Annotated in this window: 23 protein-coding genes; 19 read left to right on the top strand and 4 right to left on the bottom strand. The window is 69.2% G+C overall.

Annotation, left to right across the window (positions count from 1 at the left end):
- Positions 1 to 12: 12 nt before the first annotated feature.
- Positions 13 to 1,026 (top strand): hypothetical protein, encoded by a 1,014-nt coding sequence (locus tag AB0M24_RS25695; RefSeq protein WP_363772708.1) that lies wholly within the window; start codon positions 13 to 15, stop codon positions 1,024 to 1,026.
- Here AB0M24_RS25695 and AB0M24_RS25700 read toward each other — a convergent pair.
- Positions 980 to 1,711: an SDR family NAD(P)-dependent oxidoreductase gene (locus tag AB0M24_RS25700; RefSeq protein ID WP_363772711.1), complete on the bottom strand. Its 732-nt coding sequence runs from the start codon at positions 1,709 to 1,711 to the stop codon at positions 980 to 982. The two genes, AB0M24_RS25695 and AB0M24_RS25700, sit on opposite strands and share 47 nt — an antisense overlap.
- Before the next feature lie 93 nt (positions 1,712 to 1,804).
- Between AB0M24_RS25700 and AB0M24_RS25705 the strand changes: the two genes are divergently transcribed.
- From AB0M24_RS25705 to AB0M24_RS25740, 8 genes are all read left to right on the top strand, one after another.
- The gene (locus AB0M24_RS25705; RefSeq protein ID WP_363772714.1) at positions 1,805 to 2,944 is read left to right on the top strand and encodes an Ig-like domain-containing protein; all 1,140 of its coding nucleotides are present in this window, start codon (positions 1,805 to 1,807) and stop codon (positions 2,942 to 2,944) included.
- A 43-nt stretch (positions 2,945 to 2,987) separates the two neighbouring features.
- The gene (locus tag AB0M24_RS25710; RefSeq protein WP_363772717.1) at positions 2,988 to 3,752 is read left to right on the top strand and encodes an alpha/beta hydrolase; all 765 of its coding nucleotides are present in this window, start codon (positions 2,988 to 2,990) and stop codon (positions 3,750 to 3,752) included.
- Positions 3,749 to 4,996, top strand: a complete 1,248-nt coding sequence (gene mshA / locus AB0M24_RS25715; protein ID WP_363772720.1) for a D-inositol-3-phosphate glycosyltransferase — start codon at positions 3,749 to 3,751, stop codon at positions 4,994 to 4,996. The genes AB0M24_RS25710 and mshA overlap by 4 nt, the downstream gene beginning before the upstream one ends.
- Complete coding sequence (locus AB0M24_RS25720; RefSeq protein WP_363772723.1) at positions 4,993 to 5,472, top strand: YbjN domain-containing protein; 480 nt, start codon at positions 4,993 to 4,995, stop codon at positions 5,470 to 5,472. The genes mshA and AB0M24_RS25720 overlap by 4 nt, the downstream gene beginning before the upstream one ends.
- Positions 5,473 to 5,521: 49 nt before the next feature.
- Positions 5,522 to 6,382: a DUF4349 domain-containing protein gene (locus AB0M24_RS25725; protein WP_363772726.1), complete on the top strand. Its 861-nt coding sequence runs from the start codon at positions 5,522 to 5,524 to the stop codon at positions 6,380 to 6,382.
- Positions 6,383 to 6,781: 399 nt separating this feature from the next.
- On the top strand, positions 6,782 to 8,347 hold the full coding sequence (locus tag AB0M24_RS25730) for an AMP-binding protein (RefSeq protein ID WP_363772729.1): 1,566 nt from the start codon (positions 6,782 to 6,784) through the stop codon (positions 8,345 to 8,347).
- 63 nt (positions 8,348 to 8,410) lie between these two features.
- Entirely contained in the window at positions 8,411 to 8,617 is a 207-nt protein-coding gene (locus tag AB0M24_RS25735; protein ID WP_363772732.1) for a hypothetical protein, read from the top strand.
- A 155-nt stretch (positions 8,618 to 8,772) separates the two neighbouring features.
- A complete protein-coding gene (locus tag AB0M24_RS25740; protein ID WP_363772735.1) occupies positions 8,773 to 9,018 on the top strand; it encodes a hypothetical protein in 246 nt (81 codons plus the stop codon).
- Here AB0M24_RS25740 and AB0M24_RS25745 read toward each other — a convergent pair.
- Positions 9,002 to 9,640, bottom strand: coding sequence for a helix-turn-helix domain-containing protein (locus tag AB0M24_RS25745; protein ID WP_363772737.1), 639 nt, complete (start codon positions 9,638 to 9,640; stop codon positions 9,002 to 9,004). The two genes, AB0M24_RS25740 and AB0M24_RS25745, sit on opposite strands and share 17 nt — an antisense overlap.
- Positions 9,641 to 9,699: 59 nt before the next feature.
- Here AB0M24_RS25745 and AB0M24_RS25750 point away from each other — a divergent pair, with 59 nt between their 5' ends.
- The 10 genes from AB0M24_RS25750 to proC all read left to right on the top strand — a co-directional run bounded on the left by AB0M24_RS25750 (position 9,700) and on the right by proC (position 18,664).
- A complete protein-coding gene (locus AB0M24_RS25750) occupies positions 9,700 to 10,143 on the top strand; it encodes a VOC family protein (RefSeq protein ID WP_363772740.1) in 444 nt (147 codons plus the stop codon).
- Positions 10,144 to 10,148: 5 nt separating this feature from the next.
- Positions 10,149 to 10,895, top strand: coding sequence for a phosphoglyceromutase (locus AB0M24_RS25755; RefSeq protein ID WP_363772743.1), 747 nt, complete (start codon positions 10,149 to 10,151; stop codon positions 10,893 to 10,895).
- 178 nt (positions 10,896 to 11,073) lie between these two features.
- Positions 11,074 to 12,243, top strand: a complete 1,170-nt coding sequence (locus AB0M24_RS25760) for an ATP-binding protein (protein WP_363772746.1) — start codon at positions 11,074 to 11,076, stop codon at positions 12,241 to 12,243.
- On the top strand, positions 12,240 to 12,920 hold the full coding sequence (locus AB0M24_RS25765; protein WP_053737067.1) for a response regulator transcription factor: 681 nt from the start codon (positions 12,240 to 12,242) through the stop codon (positions 12,918 to 12,920). The genes AB0M24_RS25760 and AB0M24_RS25765 overlap by 4 nt, the downstream gene beginning before the upstream one ends.
- A 27-nt stretch (positions 12,921 to 12,947) precedes the next feature.
- A complete protein-coding gene (locus tag AB0M24_RS25770) occupies positions 12,948 to 13,928 on the top strand; it encodes a Ppx/GppA phosphatase family protein (RefSeq protein ID WP_363772749.1) in 981 nt (326 codons plus the stop codon).
- A complete protein-coding gene (locus AB0M24_RS25775) occupies positions 13,928 to 15,271 on the top strand; it encodes a hypothetical protein (RefSeq protein ID WP_363772752.1) in 1,344 nt (447 codons plus the stop codon). The genes AB0M24_RS25770 and AB0M24_RS25775 overlap by 1 nt, the downstream gene beginning before the upstream one ends.
- On the top strand, positions 15,268 to 16,113 hold the full coding sequence (locus AB0M24_RS25780) for a sugar phosphate isomerase/epimerase family protein (protein ID WP_363772755.1): 846 nt from the start codon (positions 15,268 to 15,270) through the stop codon (positions 16,111 to 16,113). Before AB0M24_RS25775 ends, AB0M24_RS25780 begins: the two co-directional genes overlap by 4 nt.
- Positions 16,114 to 16,168: 55 nt before the next feature.
- Positions 16,169 to 17,065, top strand: coding sequence for a proline dehydrogenase family protein (locus AB0M24_RS25785; protein WP_363772758.1), 897 nt, complete (start codon positions 16,169 to 16,171; stop codon positions 17,063 to 17,065).
- A complete protein-coding gene (locus tag AB0M24_RS25790) occupies positions 17,062 to 17,844 on the top strand; it encodes a thioesterase family protein (RefSeq protein ID WP_363772761.1) in 783 nt (260 codons plus the stop codon). The genes AB0M24_RS25785 and AB0M24_RS25790 overlap by 4 nt, the downstream gene beginning before the upstream one ends.
- A 10-nt stretch (positions 17,845 to 17,854) precedes the next feature.
- Positions 17,855 to 18,664, top strand: coding sequence for a pyrroline-5-carboxylate reductase (gene proC, locus AB0M24_RS25795; protein WP_363772764.1), 810 nt, complete (start codon positions 17,855 to 17,857; stop codon positions 18,662 to 18,664).
- Between the two features lie 63 nt (positions 18,665 to 18,727).
- On the opposite strand, the gene AB0M24_RS25800 is transcribed toward proC, so the two are convergent.
- Both AB0M24_RS25800 and AB0M24_RS25805 read right to left on the bottom strand, forming a co-directional pair.
- On the bottom strand, positions 18,728 to 19,495 hold the full coding sequence (locus tag AB0M24_RS25800) for a hypothetical protein (RefSeq protein WP_363772767.1): 768 nt from the start codon (positions 19,493 to 19,495) through the stop codon (positions 18,728 to 18,730).
- A complete protein-coding gene (locus tag AB0M24_RS25805; RefSeq protein WP_363772770.1) occupies positions 19,492 to 19,989 on the bottom strand; it encodes a SigE family RNA polymerase sigma factor in 498 nt (165 codons plus the stop codon). The genes AB0M24_RS25800 and AB0M24_RS25805 overlap by 4 nt, the downstream gene beginning before the upstream one ends.
- Positions 19,990 to 20,030: the final 41 nt, after the last annotated feature.

A 20,030-nucleotide genomic window follows, 5' to 3' on the forward strand; every position in this document is an offset into this window, starting at 1 on the left:
ACGGAGGTCGCCATGAGCTACCTCGACGAAGCCGCGCTGGCGGTCATCAGGCCGGTCAAGCGCATGGTCGAAGACGAGTTCCTCACCCGGCCGGGCGTGATCGGCGTGGACATCGGCGAGAAGATCACCGCCGGACGCCCGACGGGCAAAGCCGCGATCGTGGTCTACGTGTGCGCGAAGGGGCCGCAGCACCCGCAGCAGATCCCCGCGCAGGTCGGCGGTGTCCTGACGGACGTGGTCGCGGAGTCGATCGTGCTGCACCGCGCGCGGATCACGCGCACGAGCGACGAGCAACCCGTTGCGGTGGAACGACATCCGGTGCTGCGCGGCGGCATCAGCATCGGCCCGGCCCGGTCGTTCCGGGTCGTGCCGCCGGAGGTCGAGAAGGCGGGCGAGTTCGTGATCGCGGGCACGCTCGGCGCGTTCGTGATCACGAAGACCGAACCGGGCAAAGTGCTGGGGCTCACCACGTTCCACGTCGGCTGCGTCGACGACTCGTGGGCGGTGGGCGACGAGTTCGTCCATCCGTCCAGAGTGGACGGAGGAGTTCCCGGCGCCGACCAGGTGGCCGTGCTGGATCGGGCAGCGCTGGCGGGATCGGTGAGTGCGGCAGGCCTGAGGATGGGCGCCAGGCCGTTCCGTGCGGAGATCATCGACATCGGCGCGATCACGGGCACGGCGCGAGCTCAGGTCGGTTCGACAGTGCGCAAACGCGGCCGCACGACCGAGCTCACGTACGGCGTGATCGTCTCAACGGACGCGACGCTGCGGCTCGACTTCGGCGACGGCATCGGCATCCGGACGCTGCGCGACCAGATCCGCGTGCACTCGGCGGACCGCTTCGGCGACCACGGCGACTCGGGCGCGGTGCTCGTCGACGCCGACAACCGCGTGGTGGGCCTGTACGTCGCCGGATCGGGCTCGACGGGGTTCGCGAACCCCATCGAGCCCGTCCTGCGTCAGCTGGACGTGGACCTGCTCACCCGCGGTGTGCCCGAGTCGCGGAGGCCTGAGCCCGCGGCTTGAGCACGATCGTGTCGAGGTTCACGTGCGACGGCCGGGTGACCGCGAACGCGATGACGTCCGCCACGTCGTCCGCGACCAGCGGCGTGATGTTCTCGTAGACCTTGGCCGCGCGCTCGGTGTCGCCGCCGAACCGGTTGGCGGAGAAGTCCGTCTCGACCATGCCCGGCTGGATCTCCGTGACCCGCACCGGCTGCCCCAGCAGTTCGCCCCTCAACGTCCTGTGGAGGGCCGACTGGGCGTGCTTGGCGCTCGTGTACCCGGAGCCGTTGTCGTAGGCCTCGTACGCGGCGATAGACGTCACGGAGACGATGTGCCCGTCGCCGGACGCGATCAGCTTCGGGATGAAGGCCTTGGTCACGAGCAGGGTGCCGAGGACGTTCGCCTCCCACATCCAGCGCCACTCCGACGGGTCACCCTCGGCCACGGTCGACAGCCCGCGCGCACCACCCGCGTTGTTCACCAGGACGTGCGCTTCGGGTACCCCGTCCGCGAACGCCGCGACGGAGGCCTCGTCGGTGACGTCCAGCTCCAGGGCCGTCCCGTCGATCTCCTTCGCGATAACGTGGAGACGGTCCAGGCGACGTGCGCCGAGCACGACGTGGAACCCCTCGGCGGCGAGTCTCCGGGCGGTGGCCTCGCCGATGCCCGCGCTGGCTCCGGTCACTACTGCGACAGGTCGATTCACGACTTCGATCGTAGGCGGCCACAGGGTGTGTGACCGACGTCACTCACACCCAGGGGTCCTGCTGCACGTCCACCATGGTGGGAGGTCGAAACCGTGAAGAGAACACTTGTCGCGCTGGTCGCCGGACTGACGCTGCTGACCGGCTGCTCGAGTGTCGAGGCAGGCTCGCCCAAGGCGGACACTTCGCAACCATCCGCGAAGGTCACCCTGTCGCCGGTCGACGGAACCAAGGACGTGCAGGTCACGACCCCGGTCCAGGTCACCGTGGTGGACGGCACGCTCGAGTCCGTCTCGGTGAAGTCGCCCGAGGGCAAGGACGTCAAGGGCACCCTCACCGAGGACAAGTCGGGCTGGACCACCGCCGAGCCGCTGGGCTACGGCAAGACGTACAGCTACTCCGGCAAGGCCGTCGGCAAGGACGGCAGGCCGGTCGAGCTCAAGGGCTCGTTCACGACCGTCGCGCCCGGTTCGCAGACCCGCGCGACGCTCTGGCCGGGTGACGGCCAGACGGTCGGCGTCGCGGCGCCGATCATGGTCAAGTTCGAGGCGCCGGTCCAGGACAAGGCGACCGTCGAGAAGGCCCTCAAGGTCACCAACTCGGCGAACATCACCGGCACCTGGGCCTGGCTGAACGACCAGGAAGTGCACTACCGGCCGGAGAAGTACTGGCCCGCCAACACGACCATCAAGGTCGAGGCCAAGCTCTACGGCGTCAACTACGGCGGCGGCGCGTTCGGCAAGGCCGACGTGACCAGCGACTTCCAGATCGGTCGCAACCAGGTCGTAGTGATCAACAACCCGACGCACCAGCTCGTGGTCATGCGCGACGGCCAGCAGGTCGCCTCGTACCCGGCGTCGTTCGGCAAGGACGCCGACCCAGAGCTGACCACGCCCAACGGCACGTTCGTGGTCATGTCGAAGAACGACACGTTCTCGTTCGACAACCCGCGCTACGGCTACACCAACGTCGTCAAGAAGTGGGCCGTCCGGTTCTCGAACCACGGCGAGTTCATCCACGAGAACAACGACAACGCGGGCAACATCGGCAAGAACAACACCTCGCACGGCTGCGCGAACCTGCTGGAAGCCGACGCCAAGGCGTACTACGACTCGGCGATGATCGGCGACCCGGTCGAGGTCACCGGCTCCATCACGACGCTGCCGGCGCAGTTCGACTGGTACGACTGGCAGATCCCGTGGGAGCAGTGGAAGAGCAAGTCCGCTGTGAAGTAGGACCACCGGGAATGCGTCCCCCGACCTGGTCGTTTGTACATGTGTGCACTTGACACACGTGACGGCGGCCGGCGGGGGACGACTGGCCGTCCGTGAGGCAGGACCGTCAGACGCGCCGCCGGTGGTGCTGATCCACGGCTGGGCGCAGACAGGGGCGGTCTGGGACCTGCCCGACTTCCGGACCTACGCCGTCGACCTGCGAGGACACGGCGAGTCCGACGACTTCGGCGACTACCGCGACTCTTCTCAGTGGGCCGCGGACCTCCACGCCGTTCTGGAATACACCGGGCCCGCGACCGTCGTCGGATGGTCCTACGGCGGGCTCGTCATCACCGACTACCTCCGCCTCCACGGCACCGCGAACATCACCGCGCTGGTGTTCGTGAGCGCTATCACCGAGATCGGCCGAGGACGCCCCGGCGGCGAGACCGGCCCCGTGATGCGTGCCGCACTGCCCGCGGCCATCACGGACGACGAGGTGCTGGCGGAGTTCTGCCGGGCCATGGCACCCGCGCTACCTGCTGAGACGGTCGCCGAACTCACAGCCTCCGCGACCTCGGTGAGCCATAAAGTGCGAGGTGAGCTGTTCCGCAGGGATGTGGGCAGCGCTGACGTGTTGACCGCCGTCGACGTGCCGACCCTCGTGGTGCACGGAACTCAAGACGAGGTGGTCGCCCCTGCCGCCGCCGAGTACTCCGCCGCCCTGATCCCCGGAGCCGAGTTGAGCCTGTACCCCGACACCGCGCACGCGCCCTTCCTGGAGCAGCCCGCCCAGTTCGCCCAAGACCTGAAGCGGGTGGCCCGGTGAAGCGGGTCGCCGTGCTCTCCGTCCACACGTCGCCGCTGGAGCAGCCGGGGACGGGTGACGCGGGCGGCATGAACGTCTACATCGTGCAAACGGCCACGCGGATGGCTCAGCGCGGCGTCGAGGTGGAGATCTTCACCCGCGCCACGTCGTCGGAGCTGCCGCCCGTCGCGGAGCTCGCGCCGGGCGTGCACGTCCGGCACATCGCTGCCGGGCCGTTCGAGGGCCTGGGTAAGGAGGAGCTGCCGGGCCAGCTCTGCGCGTTCTCGGCCGGCGTCCTGCGCGCCGAGGCCCGCCACGAGCCCGGCTACTACGACGCCATCCACTCGCACTACTGGCTGTCCGGGCAGGTCGGCTGGATCGCGCGCGAACGCTGGGGCGTGCCGCTCGTGCACACCGCCCACACGCTGGCCAAGGTCAAGAACCTGGCGCTGGCCGAGGGGGACGCGCCGGAGCCGCGGATGCGCGTGATCGGCGAGGAGCAGGTCGTCACCGAGTCGGATCGGCTCGTCGCCAACACCGACATCGAGGCCAGCGAGCTGATCAAGCTCTACGACGCGGACGCCTCGAAGGTCGCCGTGGTGCCGCCAGGTGTGGACCTCGACCGCTTCACGCCGGGTGATCAGCGCCACGCGCGGCAGCGGTTCGGGATCCCGCAGGACGCGATCGTGCTGGCGTTCGTGGGCCGGATCCAGCCGTTGAAGGCGCCCGACGTGCTGCTGCGCGCGGCCGCCGAGATGCTGGTCCGCGATCCGGGACTGCGGTCGAAGCTGGTCGTGCTGATCGTCGGCGGACCGTCGGGCAGCGGCACGGAACGCCCGAAGGCGCTGGAAGAGCTGGCCGTGCAGCTGGGGATCACGGACGTGGTGCGGTTCCTGCCGCCGCAGCCGGGACCGACGCTGGCCGAGGTCTACCGCGCTGCCGACCTGGTGGCGGTGCCGAGCTACAACGAGTCGTTCGGGCTGGTGGCGCTGGAAGCCCAGGCCTGCGGGACGCCCGTGGTCGCGGCGGCGGTCGGCGGGTTGCCGGTGGCGGTCAACCACGGGGTGTCCGGAGTGCTCGTGCACGGCCACGAGCCGGGCGAGTGGGCAGCGGCGATCGGCGGGCTCGCGTTGCCGCAGAGGGAGCACCTGGCGAGCAACGCCGTGGGGCATGCGCGACGCTTTTCCTGGGACCGCACGACCGACGCCCTGCTGGCGGGGTATCAAGAGGCGGCAGAAGTGTTCCGCCGGGAGGTTTTCGCTTGAGTCTGGACAGCGTGATCAAGTCCTTCTTGGACGAGCGCGAGCTGAAGTACGACCGTCGGGAGCCCGGCAAGTTCTTCGTGACGCTGCCGGGCACCAAGAAGCTGCAGACCAACGTCTGGCTGATGGAGACGGCGCACGCGCTGGTCGTCGAGGCGTTCGTGTGCCGGCGTCCGGACCAGTCGTTCGAGGACGTCTACCGGTTCCTGCTGCGCCGCAACGCCCGGCTCTACGGCGTGCACTACACGATCGACGCCGAGGGTGACATCTACCTGGTCGGACGGGTCGGCAAGCACGCGGTGACCGCGGACGAGCTGGACCGCGTGCTCGGGCAGGTGCTGGAGGCCGCGGACGGCGACTTCAACCCGTTGCTGGAGATCGGGTTCGCCGACGCGATCCGGCGCGAGTGGGCCTGGCGGCTGTCTCGCGGCGAGTCGCTCGCGAACCTGCAGGCCTTCCAACATCTCGTTTCGGACTAGTTCGGATATACACGGCAACTCCCGGTCCGCCCGGCACCGTCAGACCGGCATGGGTAAGCCAGTGCTTTGGGTGGGAGTCGCGTTGCTGGCCCTGGTTTCCACGGGGTGTGGCGCGGCGAACGAGTCGGGCGGGTCGGCGGCGATGGACAACGCCGCCCCGCAGGTGGCGCAGGAGAAGGTGGCGCCGCAGCAGAAGCCGGGGCAGGAGAACGCGCCGGCGGCCGTGCAGCCGGTGCAGCAGCAGGAACGTCAGCTGGTGCGCACGGCGACCGTCGACCTGCGCAGCGACGACGTGCTGAAGGCCATCGGCGATGTGAAGGACAGGGCTCAGGGCGCCGGCGGGTTCGCGGGGCAGGAGAACTCGACGAAGGAACGCGGGTCGGTGACCGTGCGCGTGCCGTCGGCTGAGTTGGACAAGGTCGTGGACGGCCTGAAGCAGGTCGGTGAGGTCACCCGCAGCGAGATTCGCAGCGAGGACGTCACGGACCAGCTGGTCGACACCGAGGCGCGGATCGCGACGCAGAAGGCCAGCGTGGACCGGATGCGGGTGCTGTTCGAGCGGGCCGCGACGACGGCGGAGATCGCGCAGATCGAGGGCGAGCTGACGAAGCGGCAGTCCGAGCTGGAGTCGATGCAGCGACGCGCGGAGTCGTTGAAGGGCAAGGTGGCTCTGGCGACGTTGACCGTGCAGGTCAGCACTGTTCCGATCGCACCGCCGGCGCCGGTCGAGGCCGGGTTCGGTTCGGCGTTCGTCGCCGGGTGGAACGCGGTGGTCGAGGTGCTCAGGGGAATCACCGTGGTGATCGGCGCGGTGCTGCCGTTCGTGCTGGTGCTCGCGCTGCCCGCGGCGGGCGTGATCTACGTGCTGCGGCGCCGGAAGCGTGTCACCCGATCGACGGAAGCCGCGTGATCAAGTTCTACTGAGAGTGGTCCTTTGTGATGCGCGGAACGGCTCGGGAGAGAGGGGGAGTCGCATCGAGCCGTCCCGCGTCAAAGGTCCCCGCTGCAGTGGATCCGTGGACGGGGGGAGCCTCCGGATCCCAAGCGGGCCACGCGATTCGACGGGGGATGACGAACCGCGTTCGGTGCCTCGCGCTCGTCGAGTAAGCGTGGGAGCCGACTCGCGGAGGCGGTATCAACTTCTCAGATACATCATTGCGTTCACAAGTGCTTGTATTACTCCATTCGAGTGTATTTAGACGCGCTAAGTAACGTATCTGTAGCGATCGAGCGGTCCTTGACCTGTTCAGTGGGCTGGATCACGATGAGCCCACAGGCTGGGTGTACAGCGAGTGAATGAGGTCGCCGCATGGTCTTTCGCAGTCCGTTCCCCGATGTCGAGATCCCTGACGTGTCGCTGCACCAGCTGTTGTTCGGCGACATCGCCGACCGTGCGGACCGGGTTGCGCTGATCGACGGCATGTCCGGCGCCGAGCTCACGTACGGGCAGCTCGCCGGGGCCATCGACCGCCTGGCCGCCGCACTGGCCGCGCGCGGCATCGGCAAGGGCGACGTGGTCGGCATTCTCAGCCCGAACACGCCGTACTACGCCGTCGTGTTCCACGGCATCCTGCGCGCGGGAGCCACCGCGACCACGATCAACGCGCTCTACACGCCGGACGAGGTCGCGCACCAGCTGCACGACGCGGGCGCGAAGATGCTGTTCACGGTGTCCGTGCTGCTGCCGAACGCCGCTCCGGGCGCCGCGAAGGCCGGCGTCACGGACGTCGTCGTGCTGGACAAGGCGGAGGGCTACCCGTCGTTGGGTGAGCTGCTCGCGAACGACCACCCGGTGCCGTCGGTCGAGATCAACCCGGCCGAGGACATCGCGGTGCTGCCGTACTCGTCGGGCACGACCGCGCTGCCCAAGGGTGTGATGCTGACCCACCGCAATCTGGTGGCGAATCTCGTGCAATGCGGCCCAATTCTTTCGGACGTGGGCCCGCACACACGAATTCTTGCGGTTCTGCCGTTCTTCCACATTTATGGCATGCAGGTGTTGATGAACAACGGCCTCTACATCGGCGGTGTCGTCGTGACGCTGCCGAAGTTCGAGCTGCCGGAGTTCCTGCGCGTCATCGCCGAGCACAAGACCGACCGCGTCTACATCGCGCCGCCGGTCGCCGTCGCCCTGGCCAAGCACCCGATCGTCGACCAGTACGACCTGTCCGCGATGAAGATGCTCTTCTCCGGCGCCGCCCCGCTGGACGAGGACCTCGCCGACGCGGTGAAGAAGCGCATCGGCTGCAAGATCGCGCAGGGCTACGGCATGACCGAGATGTCGCCGGTCAGCCACGCCATCCCGGACGGCCGCGAGGACATCTCGATCGGCACCGTCGGCGTGATCATCCCCAACCTGGAGTGCCGCCTGGTCGACCCGGCCACCGGAGAGGACGTCGGCGTCGGCGAGCGCGGCGAGCTCTGGTGCAAGGGCCCGAACATCATGAAGGGCTACCTGAACAACGCCGACGCCACCGCCGCCACCATCGACGACGAGGGCTGGCTGCACACCGGCGACGTGGCCGTGATCGACGCCGACGGCATCGTCTCGATCGTCGACCGCGTCAAGGAACTCATCAAGTACAAGGGCTACCAGGTCCCGCCGGCCGAGCTCGAAGCCGTTCTCCTCACCCACGAGGAGATCGCCGACGCGGCGGTCATCGGCGTGAAGGACGCGGACGGCGAGGAGGTCCCGAAGGCCTTCGTCGTGCTGCAGGCCGGATCGTCCCTGGCCGCCGACGCGGTGATGGAGTTCGTCGCCGCGCACGTGGCGCCGCACAAGAAGGTGCGCGTGGTGGAGTTCATCGAGGCGATCCCGAAGTCGGCCGCGGGCAAGATCCTGCGCAAGGACCTGAGGGCCCGCGAACAGGCCTGAGATGCAGCGTTCGAGAGGCCTCGGCAGGATGCCGCCGGGGCCTCTCGGCGTGAGGAGCGGAACGTGGAAGACGTGGATCAGCTGGTCGAAGATGCCGCGGCGAGCGGTGACCTCGACACGCTGCGCAGGCTTGCCGCCGCCGGTTCGTCCGACGCGGAGGACGTCCTCGTGGAACTGGCCGGGGAGCGCGGTGATCTGGACGAGCTGCGCCGCCTGGCCGACGCGGGCAACAGCGACGCCGCGGACGTTCTGGAGGAGCTGGAGTCCTGATTCCTGCAGGCTGGAAGGGTTTGCCGAGGGGAGGTCAGGCGTCAGCGGCACGCCTGGGCCACGTTCGATGCCCTTCTCGCCACTGAGCGCCCGCGGCTGGTGATCGCGTCCCTACGGTCGATCTCACGCAAGATCAACCGGTTGAAGGGGTTTCGATGAGTCGGGGATTCGCACGTGTCGCAACAACTGTCGCCGTCGCGGCCGGACTGGTGCTGGGGCTGAGCGCGACCGCTTTCGCCTCGGATGTCGTCGGGGTGTACCCGAACCAGAAGGCGTGCAACACGGAGGCGGCTCGCCGGATGGTGCAGGGCGTCGGTTCCGGCCATCCGGTGAAGCTCCGCTGCGAGTACAACCCGTCGCCGTTGGGCGGGGCCGGCGTCTGGTTCATGTACCAGGACTGAGCAGCGTCTTCCGCAAGGTGGCGGCCAGCCAGTCGCGGTAGCGATCGGCTGGCCAGCCCAGCACCTGGTGCACGTGCGGCGACAGCATCGTCACCAGCACGTCCGCCACGGCCTCGACGTCGAACGACGGCAGCACCTCGCCCGTGCCGACCAACGCCTCCGCGAGCGCCAGGCAGTTCGCGCGCATCGCCGCCTCGCCCTCGTCCGAGATCCGCCGCATGTCCGCGTCGGCACCGGACGACTCGATCCCGGCCATGATCAGAGCGCCGGCCCGCTCCAGCACGACCCCGTTGCGCCGCACCATCTCCACGATCATCTGGCCTGCCGCGGAGGCCGAGAGCACCGCCGCGAACTCCGGCCGATCCCGCATCGCCACGGGCTGCTCGTCGCCCGCGATCGCCACGTTCAGCGCGTCCTGGAAGATCTCGACCTTGTTCCGGTAGTGCGTGTACACGGTCCGCTCGGACACGCCTGCCTCGGCGGCGATCTTGCGCATCGACGTCGCCACGAACCCGTCCCGCGTGAACAGCCGGTGGCCCGCGTCCCGCACCAGCAGGCGCGTCGAGGCCGCCGCCTGCTCCCGCAGCGGTGAGCTGTACGAACGCTTGACTTCCTCACTCATCGAGCGCAGTCTAGCCGCATTCGTTGCATGGTGTCTGCACCCAAAATGAGGAGTCCACAATGCCGCAGCTCAGAGGCATCAGAGGCGTGAAGATCCCGGTGACCGACCTCGCCAGGAGCGTCGACTGGTACGGCCAGGTCTTCGGCTTCCGGGTCGAGTGGGAGTTCGCCGACGCCGACGAGGTCGTCCGCGGCGTGTCGGGCTACGTGAGCGACGGGGCCGCGGGCCTCAGCCTCCGGCTCAACCCGGAAACGGCGAAGGCGATCGCGGGCTTCGACCCGGTCAACTGGGCCGTCGAGTCCAGAAAAGACCTGAGCGAGTGGATCGAGCACCTCGACGCGCTCGGCATCGAGCACTCGCCCGAGATCGAGGCGAGCATCGGCTGGCTGCTCGTCTTCAACGACCCGGACGGCCTGGAGATCCACGTCTACACCGACGAGTCCCATGGCGTGGATCACGGTGACCGCCCCGGGTACGGCAGGAGGGTCGGCATGGCAGGCTAGCTGCCATGTCTGTCGGAACCTTGGTGCTGCTCCGCCACGGCGAGAGCACGTGGAACGCGGAGAACCTGTTCACCGGATGGGTGGACGTTCCCCTGTCGGAGAAGGGCGAGAAGGAGGCCCGTCGCGGCGGAATCCTTCTCAAGGAAGCCGGTGTGCTGCCGGAGATCCTGCACACCAGCCTCATGCGCCGGGCGATCATGACGGCCAACCTGGCGCTCGACGCCGCCGACCGGCACTGGATCCCGGTCCGCCGCGACTGGCGCCTCAACGAACGCCACTACGGCGCGTTGCAGGGCAAGAACAAGAAGCAGACGCTGGAGGAGTTCGGCGAGGAGCAGTTCATGCTCTGGCGCCGCTCCTACGACACCCCGCCGCCGCCCATCGAGCCTGGCAGCGAGTACTCCCAGGACACCGACCCGCGCTACGCGGACCTCGGCCCCGACCTGCCGCTGACCGAGTGCCTGCTGGACGTCGTGAAGCGGATGATCCCGTACTGGGAGTCGTCGATCGTGCCGGACCTGCGCACCGGCAAGACCGTTCTCGTGGCCGCGCACGGCAACTCGCTGCGGGCGTTGGTCAAGCACCTCGACGGCATCTCGGACGAGGCCATCGCGGGCTTGAACATCCCCACGGGCATCCCGCTGCGCTACGACCTCGACGAGGACCTGAACCCCCTCAAGCCGGGCGGCGAATACCTGGACCCGGACGCCGCGAAGGACGCCATCGCGGCGGTGGCGAACCAGGGTCGCTGACCGCATTGTGAGAAAGGCGCACCTGGTGTTCAGGTGCGCCTTTTCGCGTCTCAGGACACGGTTAGGTGAACACGGTCTGACCAGGGCGGGAACAACCGTCCACTGAGGTGTCGCGGGTATCACGGTTCACGCTTCCGCACTAGGCCAGGACACCTCTGAGCTGCTTACCATTCGCCTTGTGACCACAACGGGTTACCTCGCTGTGTCGATCGGCCTCGCGCTCATCGGCGTGATTGCCGCTTTCCTCATCGGCCGGTTCACCGCTCCCAGGCAACCCCGCAAGCCGGAAGGCCTGACGGTCGCCGACCTGATGCAGCGGATCGTCCAGGACTCCCACGACGGCATCGTGGTGCTGAACCACTTCGGCGACGTCGTGCTGCACAACCCGAGAGCCGAAGAGCTCGGGGTCGTCCGCAACAACCGCGTCGACGACCGCGCGCGCAAGGCCGCCGAGGCCGTCCGCAACAGCAACGAGATCGTCTACGTCGACCTCTCGCCCGCCGAGGGGACCAAGGGCCGGCAGCCCGCCGCCGTGCACGCCGAGGTCCGGCTGCTCACCGAGGGCTTCACGGTCGTCGACGCGAGCGACGAGTCCGAGGCCGTGCGGCTGGAGAAGACCCGTCGCGACTTCGTGGCCAACGTGAGCCACGAGCTCAAGACCCCGGTCGGTGCTCTCGCGCTGCTCGCCGAGGCCGTGCTGGACGCGAGCGACGACCAGGACGAGGTCCGCCGGTTCAGCGCGAAGATCATGCAGGAGGCCACCCGCCTCGGCACGCTCGTCACCGAGCTGATCGCGCTGTCCCGCCTGCAGGGCGCGGAGAAGCTGCCGGAGCTGTCCGACACCGAGATCGACGTCGTGATCAACGAGGCGCTGTCGCGGTCCAAGCTCGCCGCCGAGTCGGTCAACATCTCGATCAACGTCGACGAGCCGAGCGGGTTCGTCGTGCCGGGCGACCGGTCGTTGCTGGTCACGGCGCTGACGAACCTGCTGGACAACGCCGTCGCGTACTCGCCGCCCGGCAGCCCCGTGTCGGTGAGCCGGCGGCTGGTGGACGGCCACGTCGAGATCGCCGTGACCGACCGCGGCATCGGCATCGCCGAGGACCAGCAGACACGGGTTTTCGAGCGGTTCTACCGCGTGGACAAGGCTCGATCGCGCGCGACCGGAGGCACCGGTCTCGGGCTCGCGATCGTCAAGCACGTCGCCGCCAACCACGGCGGCGAGGTGAAGCTGTGGAGCCTGCCAGGAACGGGATCCACCTTCACGCTGCGGCTCCCGGCCGCGGCGACCGAACCCAACCCGACCCTCGTCCCCACCGGCGCGGGTGACACTGGAGGAGAGCTGTGACCAGGGTGCTCATCGTGGAGGACGAGGAGTCCTTCGCCGATCCGCTCGCCTTCCTGCTGCGCAAGGAAGGGTTCACCGCGGCGCTCGCGGCCACCGGCCAGGAGGCGCTGGAGGAGTTCGACCGCAACGGTGCCGACATCGTCCTGCTCGACCTGATGCTTCCGGGCATGAGCGGCACGGACGTCTGCAAGCAGCTGCGGCAGCGCTCCGCCGTGCCCGTGATCATGGTGACGGCGCGCGACAGCGAGATCGACAAGGTCGTGGGCCTCGAACTGGGCGCCGACGACTACGTCACCAAGCCGTACTCGGCCCGTGAGCTCATCGCCCGCATCCGCGCGGTGCTGCGCCGCGGCGGCGAGTCGGAGGACCTGCTCCCGCAGATCCTCGAGGCCGGCCCGGTCCGCATGGACGTGGAGCGGCACGTCGTCACCGTCGGCGGTCAGGACATCAGCCTGCCGCTCAAGGAGTTCGACCTCCTCGAGTACCTGCTGCGCAACGTCGGCCGCGTGCTGACCCGCGGTCAGCTGATCGACCGGGTGTGGGGTGCGGACTACGTCGGTGACACGAAGACGCTGGACGTGCACGTCAAGCGGCTGCGGTCGAAGATCGAACCGGACCCGTCGGCCCCGCGGCACCTGGTGACCGTGAGGGGTCTCGGTTACAAGTTCGAGTCCTGACGGACACGACCAGGTACCGTTTCCGGCGTGCGCCTGGGCGTTCTAGACGTGGGGTCCAACACCGTCCACCTTCTCGTGGTGGACGCGCATCGTGGTGCCCACCCGATTCCGATGACGTCCGAGAAGACGATCCTGCGCCTGGCCGAGCAGCTCGACCCCAAGGGAATGCTCACCAAGGCAGGCGCTGACCAGCTCGTTCGCGCGGTGGCCGGCGCCAAGGCGTCGGCCAAGAAGTCCGGCTGCGAAGACCTCATGGCGTTCGCCACCTCGGCGGTGCGTGAGGCGGGCAACTCGTCCGACGTGCTCGACCGGGTGCGCACAGAGACCGGGGTCGACCTCAAGGTCCTCTCCGGCGAGGACGAGGCGCGGTACACGTTCCTCGCGGTCCGCCGCTGGTACGGCTGGTCCGCGGGCAAGCTGCTGTGCCTCGACATCGGCGGTGGCTCCCTGGAGCTCGCCGTCGGTCGTGACGAGAACCCCGACATGGCCTTCTCCGTGCCGCTGGGCGCGGGCCGGTTGACGAGAACCCGGTTCAAGAAGGACCCGCCGCGGCGTTCGGAGGTCCGCGAGACCACCGAATGGCTCGCCGAGCAGCTCGCGCCCGTCGCGCGGAAGCTGAAACGCGCGGGTGAACCCGATCGGGTGGTTGCGACCTCAAAAACCTTCCGAACACTGGCGCGGCTCACCGGGGCCGCGCCATCGTCTGCCGGGCCCAGGGCACGACGCGTGCTCACCGACGCGGGCTTGCGGCAGCTGATCGCGTTCATTTCCCGGATGTCGGCCCACGACCTGGCCGAGCTGGAAGGCGTGAGCACCTCTCGCGCGCATCAGCTCGTCGCGGGTGCGTTGGTCGCGGAGGCGACGATGCGAGCCCTGTCACTCACGCAGCTGGAGATTTGCCCCTGGGCACTCCGGGAGGGTGTCATCCTTCGGAGGCTGGACCACACTGACGGAACGGACCAGAGCGATACTGGACGTCACGGCCAGACCGGGGCACGGTGGAGTTGATGAGTCGAGAGAGCGGATCGGACCAGACGCAGCGCACAGTCGCTGAGCTGCTCGCCCAGTACGGGGGCAGCTCGGAGAGTGCGCCACGTCGGCGACGCCGCCGGGCCGCGGACGACGAGGACGACGTCCAGCAGCCGGAGACCGCGCCTCAGACGATCATCGAGCGGGTGCTGTCCGACAGCGGCCGGTTGATGGCGATTCGCGACGACGACCAGCCACAGGCCGGCCGTCGCGCGGCTCCCGAGCCTCCCGCGCCGCCCGTCGCGAAGCCTCCCGCCGGGCCGCCTCCTGCCGCCGAGCGCACGGCCTACCAGCCGAAACCGCCGGTGGCGCCGCCCGCCGGGCCGCCGCAGGTGCGCAGACCTGGGCCTCCCGCGACACCGCCGCCTCCCGCTGCCGCCGAGCAGACCAGGCAGGTGCCGCAGGTCCGCGACCAGCCGTCGCGCTCCGACCTGCCCCGTCCCGAGGCCGCACGTCCCGAGGCGCCCTCGCGCAAGGACATGCCTCGCCCCGAGGCCCCGTCGCGCGCGGACCTGCCGCGCCCCGACGCCAACTCGCGCACGGACATCCAGCGTCCCGACGTGAGCTCGCGCCTCGACGCCGGCGCTCCGCCCGCCCCGTCGCGCACGAACATCGCCCGGCCGAAGCCGGTGCCGCCGTCGGTGCAGATGCCGACGCCCGCCGTGAAGCCGGGCATGCCTCCCCGTGAGGCGATGACCGAGCAGCTTCCGCGCATCCCGGCCAAGGCGCCGGTGGACAAGATCGCCGCACTCGAGACCGAGTCCGTGCTGATCGTGCCGCCCGCTCCGCCGAAGATGCCGGAGCCGTTGCCGGGCAACCAGCCCGACGCGTGGTTCTCCGACGAGGAGATGGCCGCCCAGACGGACCTGGCCATGCCGCCGATGGAGTCGACCGCGGCCCACCCCGGCCCGTACGTGGACGACGACTCGCAGGAGTACGCCGCCTACCGCGCCGAGGACGACTACCTCGCCGATGAGGACGAGGACGAAGACGAGGGCCCCGCCGGTCTCGACGACGCCGACGAGGCGACCGAGGAGCCGGAGGAGCAGCCCGAGCGCTCGCCGGGCAAGGAATGGCTGATCATGATCGGCCAGCTCGCCGTCGGCGTGCTCGGTGGCGCGGCGCTGTGGCTCGCGTTCAACTTCCTGTGGCGCTCGGCACCCGCCGCCGCACTCGTGGTGGCGCTTGCGGTTACCGTGGGTCTGGTGTTGCTAGTTCGCAAGATCCGCCGAGCGGACGACCTGCAGACCACCGTCCTGGCCGTGCTCGTGGGCCTCATCGTCACCGTCTCACCAGCGGCGATGCTGCTGGTGAAGAGTTGACCGCCCGCATCCCGGTCGGGCTTTCCACGGCATCGGTCTACCCGCAGCCCGCCGGAGCGGCGTTCGAGATCGCGTCCGAGCTGGGCTACGACGGTGTCGAGCTGATGGTGTGGGCCGACCCGGTGTCCCAGGACATCCGGGCCGTCGACCGCCTGTCGTCCCGAACGGGCATGCCGGTGCTCGCCGTGCACGCGCCCTGCCTGCTGATCTCGCAGCGGGTGTGGTCACCGGACCCGGCCGAGCGCCTGCGCAAGTCGGTGCAGGCGGCCGCTGACCTCGGTGCGCCGACCGTCGTGCTGCACCCGCCGTTCCGGTGGCAGCGCAAGTACGCGGACGGGTTCGCCGAGCTCGTGTCGTCGCTGGAGGACGAGAGCGGGATCGCGATCGCGGTCGAGAACATGTTTCCCGTGCGCCGGCCGTTGGGCCGTGGGCGTTCGGTGGAGATGACGGCGTTCAAACCGTCCGTCGACCCGACCGACGTGGGCCACGCCAACTACACGCTGGACCTCTCGCACTCCGCCGCCGCGCACATGGACGCGCTGGAGCTGGCCAAACGCATGGGCGACGGGCTGCGGCACATCCATCTCGCGGACGGGTCCGGGGCGCCGAAGGACGAGCACATGGTTCCCGGCCGCGGGACCCAGCCTTGCGCGGAGCTGTGCGAGATGCTGGCGCGCGGCGGGTTCGACGGGCAGGTCGTGCTGGAGGTCAACACCCGGCGGGCCGCGACGCCGGCCGCGCGCAGGGAAATGCTCGCGGAGTCGTTGCTGTTCGCGCGGCTGCACTTGGACTGGCCGACCGAGGGTGGCTCCGGCCAGGGACGTTCGTCGCTGCCGAGGTAAGCCCGGTCGCGAGTCCGGGCACCGGTGAGTCGAGTGGCGAGTTAGGGTTCGTGGTGTGAACCCGCTGCGAGCGTTGATCATGGCCGCGTCTCGCAACGAGACTGTCCGCCACCTCGTCGCCAACGCGCCCATCAGCCGAGATGTGGTCAAAAGATTCGTCGCGGGCGAGACCACCGCGGACGCCGTTGAGGTAGTGCGCGGGCTCGGTCTGCCGGTCACGCTCGACTACCTCGGCGAGGACACCACCGACAAGGCGCAGGCGGAGAAGACGGTCCAGGCGTACCTGGAGCTGCTCGACGCGCTGCACGCCGCTGGGCTGTCCAACAACGCCGAGGTCAGCGTCAAATTGTCCGCAGTTGGACAGGCTCTCGACGAGTCGCTCGCCCTGACGAATGCCAGTCGCATCTGCGCCGCGGCCGAGCAGTGCGGGACGACCGTGACGCTCGACATGGAAGACCACACGACCACCGACTCGACCCTGCAGATCCTGCACGAGTTGCGGCGCAGCTGGCCGTGGGTGGGCGCGGTGCTGCAGACGTACCTGCACCGCACGCTCGACGACTGCAAGCAGCTCGCGGGGCCCGGGAGCAGGGTTCGGCTGGTCAAGGGCGCGTACGCGGAGCCCGCGGACGTGGCGATCCAGGAACCGCACGAGGTCGACCTGAACTACGTGCGGTGCCTCAACGTTCTCCTCGCCGGCGAGGGGTACCCGATGTTCGCCACCCACGATCCGCGGTTGATCGAAATCATTGGCGAACGGGCCCGCTGGTATGACAAAACTGACTTCGAGTACCAGATGCTCTACGGCATCAGGCCCGAGGAACAGCGGCGTCTGGGCACACGGGTTTATGTCCCCTACGGCGAGCAGTGGTACGGATATCTCATGCGGCGACTAGCAGAACGGCCTGCCAACGTGACTTTCTTCTTGCGGTCGCTGGCCAGCCGCTCATGACCTTCACCAAGTCCAGTGCGGTCCGGTCGCTCGGTGACGGAACCTTCACCGCGTCCCTGCCCGCCGAGTGGACGGTCGGCCCCAAACCCCACGGCGGCTTCCTGCTGGCGGTGATGACGCGCGCGGCCGCGCAGGTCGCGGACGGCGATCCGCTCGCGGTCTCCGCACAGTTCCTGCGCGCGCCCGAAGTCGGTCCGGTGCTGGTCAGGACCGACATCCGCAAGGCGGGGCGGACGGCAACGGTCGTCGCGGTGTCGCTCGAACAGCGCGGTCAGGTGTGCGTCGAGGCGAGTGTCACCACGGGCCGGATCCCCGAGCACCGCGCCGACTACGTGAACCTGCCGTCGATGCCCGCCGCGCCGCCGCCCGGTGCGGTGGAGCTGGCGACGTTCCCGACCGGTGGCATCTACAAGGTCGGCAGTCTGTGCGACCTGCGGGTGGACCGGGAGAGCGCGACCTTCCTCGACCGGCGCACGGACGGTCCGCTGACGCTGAAGCTGTGGGCGCGGCCGACCGACGAGCAGCCGGACCCGTACTTCGCGCTGCTGGCGGGCGACCTGTCGATGCCGGTGACGTTCAACCTCGGTCGTTTCGGCTGGTCGCCGACGGTGCAGCTGACGGCGTTGCTGCGCGCGCGGCCGGCGCCGGGGTGGCTGCGCATCCACGTGACCTGCCAGGCGGTGCACGGGCAGTGGTTCGACGAGGACGCCACGGTGATCGACGCGGCCGGTCGGCTGGTGTGTCAGGCACGGCAGTTGGCACTCACGCCTGCTGTGTGAGACTTGACCGATGACGAAGATCGCGGTGCTCGGCGCGGGCAAGATCGGTGAGGCGCTGCTGTCCGGGCTTCTGCAGGGTGGCCGGTCGGCCGCCGATCTGATGTTCACCGAGAAGCACGAGGCCCGTGCGCGCTCGCTCACCGAGCAGTACGGGTTCGAGGCGGTCACGGTCGCCGGTGCGGCCGAGAAGGCCGACGTGCTGGTCGTCGCGGTCAAGCCGCAGGACATCGAGCCGTTGCTGACCGAGCTGAAGCCGGTGTTGCGCGAGGGCACGCTCATCGTCTCGTTGTGCGCGGGTCTGCCGACCGCGCTGTACGAGCGCAGGCTGCCTTCCGGTACCCCGGTCGTGCGGGTCATGCCGAACACGCCGATGGTCGTCGGCGAGGCCATGAGCGCGGTGTCCGGCGGCTCCAACGCCACGCCCGAGCACCTCAAGGTCGTCGAGGAACTGCTCTCGACCGTGGGCAAGGTCGCGGTCGTGCCGGAGTCGCAGCAGGACGCGGTGACGGCCCTGTCCGGCTCGGGTCCTGCCTACTTCTTCTTCCTGGTCGAGGCGATGATCGACGCGGGCATCCTGCTCGGGATCCCGCGCGACCTGGCGTCTCAGCTGATCATCCAGTCGGCGGTGGGTGCCGCGACGATGCTCAACGAGGGCTCGTCGCACCCGGTCATCCTGCGCGAGGCGGTCACCTCACCTGCGGGAACGACGATCATGGCGATCCGCGAGCTGGAGAAGCACGGCGTCCGCGCGGCCCTGCTGGCCGCCATCGAGTCGGCCCGCGACCGCTCCGTCGAACTCGGTCGCCAGCACGAGGACTGAGCAGTACACGCGTTGTGAAGGCTGATGGCCGGCCACCGAGGCAGCCGGCCATCACGAACCTCGTCACCACTTGTCGGAGGTGACGATCGCCTTCAGCTGGTCGAGGGTCAACGGCGGCCGAGGCCCGAGGAACCGGCCGCCCGGTGTGTTGGGCACAGCGCCGCCGGGGTCCTCCTGGTTGCCCATGCGAATGATGACCATCATTCCGTCGGGCCGCACGAGGCACGCCAGGTGCCACACCGCGCCGGAAGCCTCCTGCCCGGTCCCGGTCACCAGCCGGGAGCCGCCGGGCAGCGTGCTGACATCACAGCCGTTCGTGCGGGCAAGGCGGCACCACTCCGTGGGCTTGGAATCGCTGAAGTGGACCGCGAGGTTGAAGCTCCCGGTCACGTCCGCAGAGGTCAGCGTCCCGCCGGCGAACGGGTAGCCGTCCGGGCCGTCCAGCCTGATCACGCCCGGTTCTGACCCCGGTTGCCCGGACGGGGAAGCCTTGGGCACGGTGCCTTTGTCGGTCACCTCGAACGTCGCGGTGTCGCCGAGCACCACCCTGAACCGGGCGATCAGGTCGTCCGGCGAGGTGGGGAGCGAGACGCGCCCCGTGGTCGTCGACGGTGCGGTGGTCGGCGGGCCGGCGACTTGCGTGCCGGGGTCGCGCGGCACCAGCCACACCGCACCCGCGACCAGGCAGGCCACCGCGGCGACGGTGGCCGCGACGGGTACCAGCCGCATGACCCGTCGCGGCCGCACGACCGGGGCCGTACCCGTGGTCGCGGCGTCGGCGCGCCGGTCCAGCTCGGCGAAGGCGTCGCGGAGGGTGCGCAGGTCACTCATGAGGTCTCCTGGAAGGTGGGGGCGGTGGCGGTGAGGTCGATGCGCAGGGCGTTGAGCGCTCGATGGATCTGACTCCGCACGGTCGGTTCCCGGCACCCCAGTTGCGTGGCGATCTCCCTGTCGGACAGGCCCGCGTAGTAGCGCAGGACCACAGCCGCCCGCTGCTTCCTGGGCAGGTCGGCGAGGCGGCGGATCATCGCGTCCCGCTCGGCCCGCTCGTCCGTGCCGTCGGAGATCGCCATCGGCTCGACCTCGGCGCGCGGGGACGTGCGGGTCAGCCTTCTGCGCCAGGACAGGTAGTCGTTGACGACCATCCGCCGCACATAGGCGTGCGGCTCGTCCAGTCCCGAGATCCGGTCCCAGCGCTCGAACGCCCGGCCCAGCACGTCGCTCACCAGCTCCTCTGCCAGCCACGTCCGGCAGGTCAGGACAGTGGCGAACCGCATCAGCGCGGGACGCTGCCTTGCCACGTACTCGGTGAACTCCATCGGCAACTCCCGATCATCAACTCGACCTCGACTTCGCACCCCCAACA

This window comes from Lentzea sp. NPDC051838 (genome assembly GCF_040681245.1).
Lineage (GTDB): Bacteria > Actinomycetota > Actinomycetes > Mycobacteriales > Pseudonocardiaceae > Lentzea.

Excerpts from the sequence above, each read along its gene's own strand:
- AB0M24_RS25730 (WP_363772729.1), top strand. The coding sequence starts at position 6,782 with ATGGTCTTTCGCAGTCCGTTCCCCGATGTCGAGATCCCTGACGTGTCG.
- AB0M24_RS25775 (WP_363772752.1), top strand. The coding sequence starts at position 13,928 with ATGAGTCGAGAGAGCGGATCGGACCAGACGCAGCGCACAGTCGCTGAG.
- AB0M24_RS25750 (WP_363772740.1), top strand. The coding sequence starts at position 9,700 with ATGCCGCAGCTCAGAGGCATCAGAGGCGTGAAGATCCCGGTGACCGAC.
- AB0M24_RS25695 (WP_363772708.1), top strand. The coding sequence starts at position 13 with ATGAGCTACCTCGACGAAGCCGCGCTGGCGGTCATCAGGCCGGTCAAG.
- AB0M24_RS25725 (WP_363772726.1), top strand. The coding sequence starts at position 5,522 with ATGGGTAAGCCAGTGCTTTGGGTGGGAGTCGCGTTGCTGGCCCTGGTT.
- AB0M24_RS25755 (WP_363772743.1), top strand. The coding sequence starts at position 10,149 with ATGTCTGTCGGAACCTTGGTGCTGCTCCGCCACGGCGAGAGCACGTGG.
- proC (WP_363772764.1), top strand. The coding sequence starts at position 17,855 with ATGACGAAGATCGCGGTGCTCGGCGCGGGCAAGATCGGTGAGGCGCTG.
- AB0M24_RS25740 (WP_363772735.1), top strand. The coding sequence starts at position 8,773 with ATGAGTCGGGGATTCGCACGTGTCGCAACAACTGTCGCCGTCGCGGCC.
- AB0M24_RS25800 (WP_363772767.1), bottom strand. The coding sequence starts at position 19,495 with ATGAGTGACCTGCGCACCCTCCGCGACGCCTTCGCCGAGCTGGACCGG.
- AB0M24_RS25790 (WP_363772761.1), top strand. The coding sequence starts at position 17,062 with ATGACCTTCACCAAGTCCAGTGCGGTCCGGTCGCTCGGTGACGGAACC.
- AB0M24_RS25745 (WP_363772737.1), bottom strand. The coding sequence starts at position 9,640 with ATGAGTGAGGAAGTCAAGCGTTCGTACAGCTCACCGCTGCGGGAGCAG.